13 protein-coding genes and 3 pseudogenes are annotated in these 13,793 nt (G+C 73.3%); 13 read left to right on the top strand and 3 right to left on the bottom strand.

Going from position 1 to position 13,793, the window contains the following annotated elements; genetic code table 11:
* Positions 1 to 3: 3 nt before the first annotated feature.
* The 9 genes and pseudogenes from OG767_RS25360 (at position 4) to OG767_RS25320 (ending at position 8,141) form a co-directional block, all read left to right on the top strand.
* The gene (locus tag OG767_RS25360) at positions 4 to 1,380 is read left to right on the top strand and encodes a serine hydrolase domain-containing protein (RefSeq protein WP_405090814.1); all 1,377 of its coding nucleotides are present in this window, start codon (positions 4 to 6) and stop codon (positions 1,378 to 1,380) included.
* A 133-nt stretch (positions 1,381 to 1,513) separates the two neighbouring features.
* Positions 1,514 to 2,209: pseudogene (locus OG767_RS25355) on the top strand (PhoH family protein); the annotation flags it as partial.
* A pseudogene (locus tag OG767_RS25350) lies at positions 2,198 to 2,968 on the top strand (LAGLIDADG family homing endonuclease); the annotation flags it as partial. The pseudogenes OG767_RS25355 and OG767_RS25350, both read left to right, overlap by 12 nt.
* Before the next feature lie 312 nt (positions 2,969 to 3,280).
* Positions 3,281 to 3,643 (top strand): annotated as a pseudogene (locus OG767_RS25345) (PhoH family protein); the annotation flags it as partial.
* A gap of 17 nt (positions 3,644 to 3,660) precedes the next feature.
* On the top strand, positions 3,661 to 4,134 hold the full coding sequence (gene ybeY / locus OG767_RS25340) for an rRNA maturation RNase YbeY (protein WP_405090813.1): 474 nt from the start codon (positions 3,661 to 3,663) through the stop codon (positions 4,132 to 4,134).
* Positions 4,110 to 5,516 (top strand): hemolysin family protein, encoded by a 1,407-nt coding sequence (locus tag OG767_RS25335; RefSeq protein WP_199199575.1) that lies wholly within the window; start codon positions 4,110 to 4,112, stop codon positions 5,514 to 5,516. The genes ybeY and OG767_RS25335 overlap by 25 nt, the downstream gene beginning before the upstream one ends.
* Positions 5,509 to 5,895: a cytidine deaminase gene (locus OG767_RS25330; RefSeq protein ID WP_281937199.1), complete on the top strand. Its 387-nt coding sequence runs from the start codon at positions 5,509 to 5,511 to the stop codon at positions 5,893 to 5,895. The genes OG767_RS25335 and OG767_RS25330 overlap by 8 nt, the downstream gene beginning before the upstream one ends.
* A complete protein-coding gene (era, locus tag OG767_RS25325) occupies positions 5,892 to 6,788 on the top strand; it encodes a GTPase Era (protein ID WP_405090812.1) in 897 nt (298 codons plus the stop codon). Before OG767_RS25330 ends, era begins: the two co-directional genes overlap by 4 nt.
* 120 nt (positions 6,789 to 6,908) lie before the next feature.
* Positions 6,909 to 8,141, top strand: coding sequence for an acyltransferase (locus tag OG767_RS25320; protein ID WP_405090811.1), 1,233 nt, complete (start codon positions 6,909 to 6,911; stop codon positions 8,139 to 8,141).
* Between the two features lie 27 nt (positions 8,142 to 8,168).
* Here OG767_RS25320 and OG767_RS25315 read toward each other — a convergent pair whose 3' ends face one another.
* Positions 8,169 to 9,014 (bottom strand): DUF4097 family beta strand repeat-containing protein, encoded by an 846-nt coding sequence (locus OG767_RS25315; protein WP_405090810.1) that lies wholly within the window; start codon positions 9,012 to 9,014, stop codon positions 8,169 to 8,171.
* Positions 9,015 to 9,116: 102 nt separating this feature from the next.
* Between OG767_RS25315 and recO the strand changes: the two genes are divergently transcribed.
* The 4 genes from recO (at position 9,117) to OG767_RS25295 (ending at position 11,368) form a co-directional block, all read left to right on the top strand.
* Positions 9,117 to 9,992 carry a DNA repair protein RecO gene (gene recO / locus OG767_RS25310; protein WP_107155715.1) on the top strand — a complete coding sequence of 292 codons (876 nt, stop codon included), beginning with the start codon at positions 9,117 to 9,119 and terminating at the stop codon, positions 9,990 to 9,992.
* Positions 9,993 to 10,024: 32 nt separating this feature from the next.
* A complete protein-coding gene (locus OG767_RS25305; RefSeq protein ID WP_281938541.1) occupies positions 10,025 to 10,801 on the top strand; it encodes an isoprenyl transferase in 777 nt (258 codons plus the stop codon).
* Positions 10,802 to 10,868: 67 nt separating this feature from the next.
* Complete coding sequence (locus tag OG767_RS25300) at positions 10,869 to 11,054, top strand: hypothetical protein (RefSeq protein ID WP_107155717.1); 186 nt, start codon at positions 10,869 to 10,871, stop codon at positions 11,052 to 11,054.
* A gap of 113 nt (positions 11,055 to 11,167) precedes the next feature.
* On the top strand, positions 11,168 to 11,368 hold the full coding sequence (locus OG767_RS25295; RefSeq protein WP_405090809.1) for a thioredoxin reductase: 201 nt from the start codon (positions 11,168 to 11,170) through the stop codon (positions 11,366 to 11,368).
* 78 nt (positions 11,369 to 11,446) lie between these two features.
* Here the strand turns inward: OG767_RS25295 and gndA are convergent, their stop codons facing one another.
* Both gndA and OG767_RS25285 read right to left on the bottom strand, forming a co-directional pair.
* Positions 11,447 to 12,889, bottom strand: coding sequence for an NADP-dependent phosphogluconate dehydrogenase (gndA, locus tag OG767_RS25290; protein WP_405090808.1), 1,443 nt, complete (start codon positions 12,887 to 12,889; stop codon positions 11,447 to 11,449).
* A gap of 128 nt (positions 12,890 to 13,017) precedes the next feature.
* The gene (locus OG767_RS25285; RefSeq protein WP_107155720.1) at positions 13,018 to 13,314 is read right to left on the bottom strand and encodes an MTH1187 family thiamine-binding protein; all 297 of its coding nucleotides are present in this window, start codon (positions 13,312 to 13,314) and stop codon (positions 13,018 to 13,020) included.
* Positions 13,315 to 13,793 lie beyond the last annotated feature (479 nt).

Below are 13,793 nucleotides of genomic sequence, written 5' to 3'. Positions count from 1 at the left end.
GGCATGACCTCGATCTCCGACCGGCTCGACCGGATGGCCCGGCGGGCCCAGGCGAACGGGCGGGTCCCGGCGCTGTCGGCGGCGCTGCACCGGGCCGACCGGCCGCTCTGGGCCTGCGCGGTCGGCGGCACCGGCAACGACACCGCGCTCGATCCGGAGAGCGTCTTCCGGATCGGCTCGGTCACCAAGACGTTCACCGCGGTGCTGGTCATGCAGTGCCGCGACGACGGGCTGCTCGACCTGGACGACCCGATCGGGCGGCACCTGGACCTGCCCGCGTACGGCGAGCTGACCGTCCGTCGGCTGCTGTCGCACACCGCCGGCCTGCAACGCGAGCCGTACGGCGACGTGTGGGACACGCTGCGTGCCCCGGCCGTCGACGAGCTGCTGGCCGACCTGGCCCGGGTGGAGCGGGTGCTGCCCACCGGCCGTCGCTTCCACTACTCCAACCTCGGCCTGGCGCTGCTGGGGGAGGCGGTCGCCCGGCGGCGCGGCGGCACCTGGGCCGAGGTGCTCGCCGAGCGGGTGCTCGCCCCGCTGGGGCTGACCGCCACCGGCGTCACGCCGGGGGAGCGGGCCGTCACCGGTTTCCTGGTGGACGCGTACTCCGACGAGGCGCACCCGGAGCCGCCCGTCGACTTCGGCGCGGTGGCGCCGGCCGCCCAGCTCTGGAGCACCGCGCCGGACATGGCCCGCTGGGCGGCGTTCCTGGCCGACCCGGAGGCGCTGGACCCGGCCGGCGCGGTGCTCGCCCCGACCACCGTCGAGGAGATGCGCTGGCCGCTCACCACCACCGACGAGTCGCTCTGGACGGCCGGTTTCGGGCTCGGGCTGATCCTGGTGCCCCGACCGGGCCGGGTGACCCACGTCGGGCACGACGGCGCGATGCCGGGCTTCCTGGCCGCCGTCTACGGTCGTCGTGGTGGCGAGGGCACGGCCGGGGCGATGGGCTGCGCGGTGCTCGGCTCGTCCGGCACCGGTGTCGAGGTGCTCGACCTGACGCACGAGCTGCTCGCCGCCGCCGCCGAGCACGACCCGGCGGAGATCGAGCCGTGGCGTCCCGGTCCACCCGCCCCGGAACACCTGCGCGGCTTGCTGGGCCGCTGGTGGGGCGAGGGGTTCGAGTCCGTCTTCTCCTGGCACGACGGCGCGCTGCGGGCCCGGGGCGCGGACGACCCGGCCGGCAAGCCGCCGTCGGTGTTCGCGCCGCTGCCGGACCGGCCGGACGTGTTCCGCACGGTCTCCGGGCGGGAGGCGGGTGAGCTGCTCCGGCTCACCCGGGACGAGCGGGGCGCGGTGGTCCGGATGCACTGGGCGACCTACCGTTTCACCCGGCGGCAGGAGGCGTTCGACGGGTACGACTTCCGCGCCGGCGGCTGACCGCCGGGCACCGGAAATGGGCGCGGTGCGTACGGTGCCGACCCGATACGATGGAAGCCACCGTACGCCGCGCCAGCAGGGCCCGGCGCCGAGATCGGAGAGCAGGTGGCGCAGGGCCCGACGGGCCCGACCTATGACCGGCACCCCACCTCCCGACCCGCCCCGGGTGCAGACCAGGATCACGGTCCCCGACCAGAAGATCATGGTGAACCTGCTCGGCGCGGGCGACGAGATCCTGCGTCTCGTCGAACGCTCGGTCAGCAGCGACGTCCATGTGCGCGGCAACGAGATCACCATCACCGGTGCGCCCGCCGACAACGCCCTCGCCGAGCGTCTCTTCAGTGAGCTCCTCGAACTGATCGAGAAAGGCGAGACCCTGACCACAGACGCCGTTCGGCGTACCGTCGGCATGCTCGAGCAGGGCGGCGCCGAGCGGCCCGCCGAGGTCCTGACGCTCAACATCCTCTCCCGGCGCGGTCGCACCATCCGTCCCAAGACGCTCGGGCAGAAGCGCTACGTCGACGCGATCGACTCGCACACCATCGTGTTCGGCATCGGCCCGGCCGGCACCGGCAAGACCTACCTGGCCATGGCGAAGGCCGTCCAGTCGCTCCAGGCCAAGCAGGTCAACCGGATCATCCTGACCCGGCCGGCGGTCGAGGCGGGCGAGCGGCTGGGTTTCCTGCCCGGCACGCTGAACGAGAAGATCGACCCCTACCTGCGCCCGCTCTACGACGCGCTGCACGACATGCTCGACCCGGAGTCCATCCCGAAGCTGATGGCCGCCGGCACGATCGAGGTCGCGCCGCTGGCATACATGAGGGGCCGGGCGCAGCCGTACGACGCCCGGGTGCTGACCCCGGAGGGCTTCCGGCCGTTCGGCTCGCTCCAGGTCGGTGACCTGGTCATCGGCTCGAACGGGACGCCCACGCCGGTGATCGGCATCTACCCGCAGGGCCCGAAGCAGGTCTACCGGGTCACCACCCAGGACGGCGCGTCCACGCTCTGCTGCGGCGAGCACCTCTGGACCGTGGCCACGCCGGACGACAAGCGTCGCGGCCGGCGGCGCACGATCGAGACGCAGGAGATGATCGGCAAGGAGTGGCGGGGTCACACCCGCCGCTACGAGCTGCCGCTCGTCGACCCGGTGCAGATGGCGCCGCGTGCGGTTCCGCTCGACCCGTACGCGCTCGGCCTGCTGTTGGGTGACGGCTCGATCTCGTGCCGCACCACGCCGGCCTTCTCCACCGCCGACGCGGAGTTGGCGGTCGCGCTGGAGGAGGCGCTGGTCGACATCGAGCTGGTCCGCAAGAACGACTACGACTACGTCCTCCGGCACGTCAACGGGCATCGCGGCGGCGTCATCGTGGTCAACCCGGTGACGGCGGCTGTCCGCGAGCTGGGGCTGGCCGGGGCCACCTCGGGCACGAAGTTCGTCCCCGAGGTCTACCTGAACAACAGCGTCGGCGTCCGGCTGGCGGTGCTCCAGGGGCTGCTGGACACCGACGGCGGGGCGGTAGTCCAGTCCGGGCGCACCTGCCGGGTGCAGTACACGACCACGTCCGCCCAGTTGGCGGACGATGTGGTCCACCTGGTCGAGTCGCTCGGCGGGGTGGCCACGGCGCGGGTCCGTCCGGCCGAGGGCCGCAAGCCCGGCCTGGCGAACGGCCGCCCGGTTCCCTACCGTTCCGACGCCTATGCCGTGGAGATCCGTCTTCCGGCCGGTGTCGCGCCGTTCCGCCTGTCGCGCAAGCGCCGGCTGTACGACGAGCACGGCGGTGGCCGGCCGATGCGGTTCATCGACTCGATCATCCCGGCCGGGGTGCGGGAGACGATGTGCATCCAGGTCGCGGCGGAGGACTCGCTCTACGTCACCGACGACTTCCTGGTCACCCACAACACGCTCAACGACGCGTTCATCATCCTCGACGAGGCGCAGAACACCACGCCCGAGCAGATGAAGATGTTCCTCACCCGACTCGGCTTCAACTCCAAGATCGTGGTCACCGGCGACATCACCCAGGTGGACCTTCCCGGCGGGACGAGCAGCGGCCTGCGGGTGGTCCGGGAGATCCTGAACAACGTCGAGGACGTGCACTTCGCCCAGCTCTCCAGCTCCGACGTGGTCCGCCACAAGCTGGTCGGTGAGATCGTCGACGCGTACGCCCGCTGGGACGCCGAGCGGGAGAACCAGCAGGCGCAGAGCGTGCACGCCGTGCCGGGGCGGACCGCCCAGGGCGGCCGGGCCGGTCGGCGCCGCTAACCACCAGAGGAAGACAGTTGTCCATCGAGATCGCCAACGAGTCCGGTGTCGTCGTCGACACCGACGCTGTGCTCGCCGTCGCCCGGCACGCCCTCGACGAGATGGGGGTCAACCCGCTCGCCGAGCTGTCCGTGCTGCTGGTCGACATCGAATACATGTCGGAGCTGAACCACCGCTGGATGGGCGGTGACGGCCCGACCGACGTGCTCGCGTTCCCGATGGACGAGGGGAGCGTCGACCACGGCCCGGGCGAGAGCAGCCCGGCCGGCGGCGAGCCGGCCCTGCTCGGCGACATCGTGCTCTGCCCGGAGGTGGCCGCCAAGCAGGCGGCCACCGCCGGGCACTCCGCCGCCGACGAGCTGCACCTGCTCACCGTGCACGGCGTGCTGCACCTGCTCGGCTACGACCACGCCGAGCCCGAGGAGGAGCGGGAGATGTTCGGTCTCCAGGCCCGGCTGCTGGCCAGCTGGCGGTCGACCCGGTCCCGGTGATGGTCACTCTCGCGGCGGCGGCCCCGGCCGGCCTGCCCGATCTTCAGCTCCTGTTCTTCGGGGCCGGGCTGGTGGTGCTCGCCGGCCTGATCGCGATGACCGAGGCGGCGCTGGCGGCGGTCTCCCCGGCGCGCGCCGCCGAGCTGGCCCGCGACGGGGCGCGCGGCGCGCGTGCCCTCCAGGCGGTCGCCGGCGACGTGGTCCGCCATCTCAACCTGCTGCTCCTGCTCCGCCTGCTGGCCGAGTTGACCGCCACCACGCTCGTCGCGCTGGTGGCGGTGGACACGTTCGGCGCCGGCTGGCGGGCGGCCCTGGTCACCGCCGGGGCGATGACGGTGGTCAGCTTCGTGGTGGTCGGTGTCGCGCCGCGCACGCTGGGCCGGCAGCACGCCTACGCGGTCGGCCGGGCGGTCGCGCCGTTGGTGCGCTGGTTGGGGCGGGCGCTCAACCCGCTGGCGTCGCTGCTGATCCTGATCGGCAACGCGGTGACCCCGGGCAAGGGCTTCCGCGAGGGGCCGTTCGCCACCCAGGTGGAGCTGCGTGAGCTGGTCGACCTGGCCGAGCAGCGCGGCGTGGTGGAGCACGGCGAGCGTCAGATGATCCACTCGGTCTTCGCGCTCGGCGACACGATCGCCCGTGAGGTGATGGTGCCGCGTACCGAGATGGTGTGGATAGAGGAGCGTAAGACGCTCGCGCAGGCGTTGGCGCTCTTCCTGCGGTCCGGGTTCTCCCGCATCCCGGTGATCGGTGAGAACGTCGACGACGTGCTCGGCGTGCTCTACCTCAAGGATCTGATCCGGCGGACCCAGGGTGACCGGGGAGCGCGGCAGATGCCGGTGGCCGAGCTGATGCGCCCGGCGACGTTCGTGCCGGAGTCCAAGCCGGTGGACGACCTGCTCTCCGAGATGCAGGCGGCTCGGAACCACCTGGTAATCGTGGTCGACGAGTACGGCGGCACCGGCGGGCTGGTCACCATCGAGGACATTCTGGAGGAGATCGTCGGTGAGATCACCGACGAGTACGATGTCGAGCGCCCACCGGTGGAGCATCTGCCGGACGGGGCCGTGCGGGTGACCGCCCGGCTGCCGGTGGAGAATCTGGGCGAGCTGTTCGACACCGACCTGCCCACCGACGAGGTGGAGACGGTCGGTGGCTTGCTCGCCCAGGCGCTCGGCCGGGTGCCCATCCCGGGCGCCGAGGCCGAGGTGGCCGGCCTGCGGCTGATCGCCGAGGGCACCACCGGCCGACGAAACCGGATCGACACCGTGCTGGTGAGCCGGTCCGAGCCGGGTTCCGCGCCGGACGGCGCGGGGCGGCCCGATCCGACCGAGTCCCGTGGCAACCACAACCGTTCCGAGGAGAGGCAACCCGCCGATGCCTGAGTCACCCGCCGTGCCGGCCGCCCGGCCCACCCCCGCCGATCCGGCCGAGCTGAGCGCCGAGGACGGCAAGCTGGTCGTGCTGGCCCGGGGCGCCCGGGGCCGGGTGGGGGCCGTGGAGGGCGCGGCGGTCCGCGACCAGGACGGCCGGACGTACGCGGCGGCCAGCGTGGCGCTGCCGTCGCTGACCCTGACCGCGCTCCAGTTGGCGGTCGCCTCGGCGGTGGCCGCGGGCGCGAGCCGGCTGGAGGCCGCGGTGGTGGTGACCGAGGCGTCGACGCTGGACGGCGCCGGGCACGCCGCGGTGCGTGACCTCTCCGCCGACGCGCCGATCCACGTGGCCGCGCCGGACGGCTCGGTGCTCGGCACGGTGGTCGAGTGACGGCCCCCGTGGACCACCCGTACCGGGCCGGTTTCGCCTGTTTCGTCGGCCGGCCGAACGCCGGCAAGTCGACGCTTACCAACGCGATCGTCGGCACCAAGATCGCCATCACGTCGAGCAAGCCGCAGACCACGCGGCACATCATCCGGGCGGTGCTGCACCGGCCGGAGTCGCAGCTCGTGCTGGTCGACACGCCCGGCCTGCACCGTCCCCGCACGCTGCTCGGCGAGCGCCTCAACGACCTGGTCCGGGAGACCTGGAGCGAGGTCGACGTGATCGGGCTCTGCGTGCCGGCGAACGAGCCGGTCGGCCGGGGCGACCGCTTCATCACCGGCGAGCTGGCCAGCCTCAAGGCGACCGTGCTGGCCGTGGTCACCAAGACCGACCTGGTGGACAAGAAGCGCCTGGCCGAGCAACTGCTCGCGGTGAGCGAGCTGGGCGAGTTCGCGGCCGTGGTGCCGGTGAGCGCGGTCTCCGGCCACCAGGTCGACACGCTCGTCGACGTGATGACCGGCTACCTGCCGGAGTCGCCCCAGCTCTACCCGGACGACATGCTGACCGAGGACCCGGAGCAGGTGCTCGTCGCCGAGCTGGTCCGGGAGGCGGCGCTGGAGGGGGTCCGGGACGAGCTGCCGCACTCCATCGCCGTGGTGGTGGAGGAGATGATCCCGGAGGGCAACCTCACGAAGATCTACGCGGATCTCTACGTGGAGCGGTCCAGCCAGAAGGCGATCGTGATCGGTCACCGGGGCAGCCGGCTCAAGCACGTCGGCACCACCGCGCGCCGGCAGATCGAGGAGCTGCTGGGCACCCGGGTCTACCTGGACCTGCACGTGCGGGTGGCGAAGGACTGGCAGCGCGACCCGAAGCAGTTGCGCAAGCTCGGCTTCTGAGGGCCGGATCAGTCAGTCTTATGGGGCATCTCACGTTCTGTGGGCGTTCTTACACGTTTCACAGGCGGCGGGAGCAGGGTAGGGACTTCTGTCCCTGTCCCCGGACCCCGCTGCGAGCTGATGCGAAACCGCTACCTCGACCTGCTCCGCTTCCTGGCCATCCTGCGCGTCGTCACCTACCACGTCACCGGCTACGCCACGCTCACGCTGGTGTTCCCGGCGATGGCGGTGATGTTCGCCCTGGCCGGGTCGTTGATGGCCGCGTCCCTGGGCCGCAGCGGCGTGTCCGCCGTGGGGCGTCGGCTGCGTCGGCTGCTGCCCTCGCTCTGGGTGCTCGCCGCGGTCTTCGTGCCGGCGATGCTGCTCACCGGGCTGACGTTCGAGCCGAAGGTGCTGCTCTGGCTCTTCCCGATCACTGACCCGCCGGCCAACTACTGGGGTGGGCTGGCGCTCAGCCCGATCTGGTACCTGCGGGACTACCTCTGGTTCGTGCTCGCCTCGCCGGTGGCGCTGTGGCTGTTCCGCCACGCGCCGCTGCCCACGCTGGTCGCCCCGTACGCGCTGCTCGCCGCCATCGAGTTCGGCATCCTGCTGAACCCGCCGACGGTGCTGCGCGAGTTTGGCCTCTACTTCGGCGCGTGGCTGCTCGGCTTCGCCCACCACGACGGCCTGCTGCGGCGGATGCGCAACCGGGTGCTGCTGCCGGTCGCCGGCGTGCTCGGCGCGGCCGGCCTGGCGTGGATCGTCACCCATCCCGGGCCGCGCGGCTACGACATCAACGACATCCCGCTGGGCAACGCGCTCTGGGCGACCGCGTTCATCCTGGTGGCGATCGGCCGGGCGCCCACGGGCGCGGCGTGGGTCGACAGGTTCCCGGTGTTCGGCCGGGCGGTGACCGTGGTGAACCGGCGGGCGCTCACCGTCTACCTCTGGCACATGCCGTTCGTGGTGGCGCTCACCCCGCTGGTCGGTGTGGTCGGCTGGTCGCCGCGGGACCCGGTCGGCCTGTGGCTGCGGGTGGGGTTGGTCTTCGTGCTCGTCGGCGTGGTGACGTTGCTGGTCGGCTGGGTCGAGGACGTGGCTGCCCGGCGTACCCCGGAACTGGTGCCCGGCCGGCCACGGCGGACCGTGCCGGCGGGGGCGGCGGACGCCCCGGCCAGCCCGGCCCCGGCCGGCGCGGCCGGCCGGCTGGTCGGCGCCGGGGCCCGGGTGCCGGCGCCCCGCCGTGCCCCCGGGCCGACGACCGGCCGATCCGACGGGCCGCCCGCCGACGCCGACGCGCCCCGGGACCGGGCCGCCGGGTCGTCCGCGGGCCGCGCCGCCGGATCGTCCAGCGTCCGCGCCGCCGACTGAGCGCCGGCCGACTCAGCGGCGGCCGGCTCAGCGGCTGCTGACGGTGACGTTGCCGCTGGTGGCCGTCACGTCGAGCAGCAGGGACGCACCGGGGTCGTTCGACACCCGCACGTCGGTGTCGCCGGACTTCGCGTCGGCCCGCACCCGGTACCGGCCGGCCGGCACGGCGAGGTCGATGTCCCCGCTGGTGGTGTGCAGTCGGACCGGGGCCGGCTGGTCCAGCTCGACGGTCAGGTTGCCCGGGGCCGCCTCCGCGTCGACCGCGGAGGCGAGCCGGCGGGCCTCGATGTCGCCGGAGCCGGTCCGTAGCCGGACCGGACCGGCCACCTCGGTCAGCCGGATGTTGCCCGACGCGGTGGAGGCGCGGACCTCGCCGCTGGCTCCGCTGACGGTCAGGTCCCCGGAGCTGAGCGTGAACTCCACCGCCCCGACCTCGTTGAGGTCGACGTTGCCCGAGCCGGTGCCGCCCCGGACCGCCACGCCGGGCGGCGCGGTCACCTCCCAGGAGATGCTGCACCGCTGCCCGCAGTCGGTGGGCAGCACCAGCTCGTCGCCCCTGATCTCGTACCGGCTGTCCGGCTCGCCGCCCTGGTAGCGGACCACGCGCTTGATCTGCACCTGGTCGACCGGGCCGGTGGCGCGCACCACCACGTCCCCGGAGCCGTCGCCGTCGCCGTCCACGGTGATCCGGGTGATCTTCGCGCGTTCGGTCTGGTCGTAGTCGAGCCGGCGGAACGAGAGGGTGTCACACCCGGCGAGCACGATGAGCGCGGCGGCCGCGGTCGCCGCCACCACCGCGCGCGGGCGGGACGCGGTGCCGTACGGCCGGGAAGCGGTGCCGCGCGGCCGGAACGCCGTTCGGAGCGAAGCCATGGCCAGCACACTAGGGCCGGCCGGGTGACCGCCACATCCGGGATCGCCCGCCGGTCCACCCCGAGCCGACCCTGAGATCGCACCCCGAGGGAGAATGGACCGATGGCCGGGTACCGCCGACAGCTCTACCGCGACGACGCGGTGGTGCTGCGCGTGCAGAAGCTGGGCGAGTCCGACCGGATCATCACGCTGTTCACCCGCCGACACGGCCGGTTGCGCGCGGTGGCCCGGGGCGTCCGGCGCACCACCAGCAGGTTCGGCGCCCGGCTGGAGCCGTTCGGCCACGTCGACCTCCAACTCGCCGGCGACCCCAAGGGCAACCAGGGCAGCTCGCTGCACACCGTGAGCCAGGTCGAGGCGATCGAGCTGTACGGCAAGCGGTTCCTCGGCGACTACCCCCGCTACACGGCGGCCAGCGCGATCGCCGAGACCGCCGAACGGCTGACCCCGGTCGAGCGGGAGCCGTCGCTGCGGCTGTTCCAGCTCACCCTCGGCGCGATGAAGTCCCTGGCCCGCGGCGATCACGCCACCACGCTGGTGCTCGACGCGTACCTGCTGCGCGGCATGGCGTTCGCCGGCTGGGCGCCGGCGCTGGCCGCCTGCGCGGTCTGCGGCGAGCCGGGTCCGCACCGCGCGTTCTCGGTGCCGGCCGGCGGCGCCGTCTGCCCGGACTGCCGGCCGCCCGGCGCCGCCCATCCCGCGCCGGCCACGTTCGTGCTGATGTCCGCGCTGACCACCGGCGACTGGGCGTACGCCGACGCCGCCGAGAACGGCGTACGCCGGGAGTGCAGTGGGCTGGTCGCGGCGCACCTCCAGTGGCATCTGGAGCGCGCGCTACGCTCGCTGCCGCTGGTCGACCGGGGTGCCCCGGCGCCCGGCGCGGTCCCGCCGCCCGGCGGCGCGGGGCCGGGTGTGGTCCCGCCGCGCACCGGCGCCGGGCCCGCCGTCGCTGGTGTGAACAGGGAGATGACCGAGTGATCCGATCGACGAGGGCGCACCGCCGTGAGCCGGTGCCGCCGACCCCGCACCCGTCCGGTGCCCGGCCGCCGGCGTTGCCGCCCGCCGCGGTGCCCCGGCACGTCGCCATCGTGATGGACGGCAACGGCCGCTGGGCCAAGGAGCGGGGGTTGCCCCGCACCAAGGGGCACGAGCAGGGCGAGCACAGCCTGTTCGACACCGTCGAGGGCGCGATCGAGATGGGCATCCCCTACCTGTCCGCGTACGCGTTCTCCACCGAGAACTGGCGTCGCTCGCCGGACGAGGTCCGCTTCCTGATGGGCTTCAACCGCGACGTCATCCGCCGCCGCCGGGACCAGCTCGTCGACCTGGGCGTCCGGGTGGTGTGGTCGGGTCGGGCCGGGCGGCTCTGGAAGAGCGTCATCTCCGAGTTGCAGACCGCCGAGGAGATGTCCCGGGACAACTCGACGCTGACGCTCCAGTTCTGCGTCAACTACGGCGGCCAGGCGGAGATCGCCGACGCCGCCGCCGCGATCGCCCGGGACGTCGCCGCCGGCAAGCTGCATCCGGACAAGGTCACCGAGAAGACGGTGGCGCGTTACCTCTACCACCCCGAGGTGCCCGAGGTGGACATGTTCCTGCGTCCCTCCGGCGAGCAGCGCATCTCGAACTTCCTGCTCTGGCAGACCGCGTACGCGGAGCTGGTCTACCTGGACACGCTCTGGCCCGACTTCGACCGCCGTCATCTCTGGTACGCCTGCGAGCTGTACGCCCAGCGGGACCGCCGCTTCGGCGGCGCGCTACCCAACCCGGTGGCCCCGGGAGTCTGAGCTCACGCTTACCGACGCGACGCGCTGGGTACCGGTAGGGACAACAGCAAACGCGGAGGTGAACCACATGATTCAGAAGCGGATCGGGCAGTGGGCGGTCATGGCGGTCGCCGTGCCGCTGGCGGCGGCCGGCGCCCGCCGGCTCAGCCACACGCTGGAGGCCCGTCGCGGGCCGACCGGGGTGAGCCGCCTGCTGACCAAGGGCGCGGACCTGCTGCGGCCGCAGAAGGCCAAGCGGCGTCGGTTCTTCTGACCTGTCGGCCGGCGTCGGCCGGCCATCGGCGGAACGCCCCGCATCCGTGGGGCGTTCCGCTTTACCATCGGCGCAGGGCGCGCCGCCGGGACGCGCCGCCACGGGGGTGGAAGATGCGCGATCTCGGGTACGAGATGACGGCCGCCCTGGCCGCCGCCGACCTGGTGGAGCCGAGCCGCCGGGAGGCGGTCGCCGAGTTGTGCGCCGGCGTCGCCGAGCGGTGGTGCGCCGACCTCGGACACACCCCCACCGTCCGGTCCGGCGAGATCGGCGAGCTGGCCGCCGGTGAGCCGGCGGCGGACTGGGCCCGGTGACCCGGCGACGGCCCCGGCCCGACGCGTCCGATGACGCGCCGTGGACCCGGGCCGCCGGCCGGGTGAGCGTGGTGGGGCTCAGCCCTCCACTTCGGAGCGGTCGCCGGCCCAGCGGGTGTGGAACGCGCCGTCCCGGTCCACCCGGTGGTAGGTGTGCGCGCCGAAGTTGTCCCGCAGCCCCTGGATCAGCGCGGCCGGCAGCCGCTGCGCCCGCAGCGCGTCGAAGTAGGCCAGCGACGACGCGAAGGCCGGGGTCGGCACGCCCGCCCGGGCCGCGTCGGCCACCACCCGCCGCCAGGCCGGGACACCGGCGCTGACCCGGTCGGCGAACCACGGCGCGACGAGCAGCGTCGCCAGCTCCGGCTCGCCGTCGTACGCCTCCCGGATGCGGTCCAGGAAGCGGGCCCGGATGATGCAGCCGCCCCGCCAGATGGTGGCCGTGCCGCCCAGGTCGATGTTCCAGTCGTACTCCCGGCTGCCGGCACGGATGTGGTCGAAGCCCTGCGCGTACGCGACGATCTTGCTGGCCAGCAGCGCGCGGCGCACGTCCTCGACGAACGTGTCCCGGTCCTCCACCTGCCACTTCTCGCCGGCGTCGGCGAACACGCGCCGGGCCGCCTCGCGCTGGTCCGCGTGGCCGGACAGCGAGCGGGCGAACGTGGCCTCGGCGATGCCGGTGATCGGGATGCCCAGGTCCAGCGCGCTCTGCACGGTCCAGCGGCCGGTGCCCTTCTGCTCGGCCTGGTCGAGCACCACGTCCACGAACGCGTGGCCGGTCGCCGCGTCGGTGTGCCCGAGCACGTCCGCGGTGATCTCGATCAGGAACGACTCCAGCTCGCCGCCGTTCCACTCCCGGAAGATGTCCGCGATCTCCGCCGGGCTCGCCGACAGGCCGGCCCGCAACAGGTCGTACGCCTCGGCGATGAGCTGCATGTCGGCGTACTCGATGCCGTTGTGCACCATCTTCACGAAGTGGCCGGCGCCGTCCGGGCCGACGTGCCGGCAGCAGGGCGCGCCCTCGACCTGCGCGGCGATCTTCTCGAAGATCGGCCCGAGTTTCTGGTAGGACTCCGCCGAGCCGCCCGGCATGATGCTCGGGCCGCGCAGCGCGCCCTCCTCGCCGCCGGAGACGCCGGTGCCGACGAAGTGCAGCCCGTGCGTGCGCAGCGCCTCCTCGCGGCGGCGGGTGTCGGCGAAGTGCGCGTTGCCGCAGTCGACGACGATGTCCCCCTCCTCCAGCAGCGGGATCAGCTCGTCGATCACGGCGTCGGTCGGCGCGCCGGCCTTCACCATCACGATCACCGCGCGTGGCCGCTCCAGCGAGGCGACGAAGTCGGCGAGCGACTCGGACGGCACGAACGTGCCCTCGTCACCGTGCTCGGCGACCAGGCTGCGGGTGCGTTCCGGCGACCGGTTGTGCACCGCCACGGCGAAGCCGTTGCGGGCCAGGTTCCGGGCCAGGTTGCGACCCATCACGGCCAGACCGGTGACCCCGATCTGCGCCGTCGCCTGCTCTGCCATGCGTACCGCCACCTCTCGTCCGCGCCGCTGACCGCGGCCGTCCTCGTTACCGTCCTGCGACCGTATCGCGGTCGTGGCGTGAGGGGATCACACCGCGACGGCGGGTGAGGAGGCGGTGGCGGCGCGTCTCATCCCTCGGCGAGACGCGCCTCGATGTGCGCCACCTTCGCGGTCAACGCGTCGGTCACGCCGGGGCGCAGATCGGCCTTGAGCACCAGGCTGACGCGGGGCGCCTGGGCCGCGACGGTGTCGACGGCCCGCTTCACCACCGCCATCACCTCGTCCCACTCACCCTCGACGGTGGTGAACATGGCATCGGTCCGGTTCGGCAGGCCGGACTCGCGGACCACCCGGACGGCGTCGGCGACCGGGTCGCCCACGGACTCACCCACGCCGAGCGGGGTGATGGAGAACGCGACAAGCATGCCGACGATGGTGTCAGTAATTCGGGTGCGAATGTCGGTGGCGTCGGGTTAGCGTGTCGGCATGCGCAACTGACGCCCTTCCTCCGAGCCGGTCCGCCGCCGCAGATGCCGCGGACCCGTCCTGCTCCGGGCGTCCGCATCCCGTCCCGCCGCCGTCGTGCGCGGTGTCTGTCGCGGTCGGATCGCACCGGATCGCACCCGCTCGGCGCGTCCCCGTAGGACGCGCCCCCGGCGCGACCGTGGTCGGCGCGCCCGACAGACAGGAGGCCCGCGGATGCCCGCGAAGCGCAACCCGAAGAAGTCCCGCAAGCCGTCGTCGTCCCCGCTGGGGCTGACGCCGACGGATCTCGACGCGCTCACCGTGTCCCCGCCGACGCCGGTGACGCCGCCTGATTCCCCGTCACCCGCTTCGGTGTCACCCGCTTCGGTGTCACCCGCTTCGGTGTCGCCCGCTTCGGTGTCGCCCGCTCCGGCGGTGT

The sequence above is a fragment of the Micromonospora sp. NBC_01392 genome, from assembly GCF_045040125.1.
GTDB lineage: Bacteria > Actinomycetota > Actinomycetes > Mycobacteriales > Micromonosporaceae > Micromonospora.
Note: the sequence above shows the minus strand (reverse complement) of the source record. Positions and strands in the feature narration are given on the sequence as shown.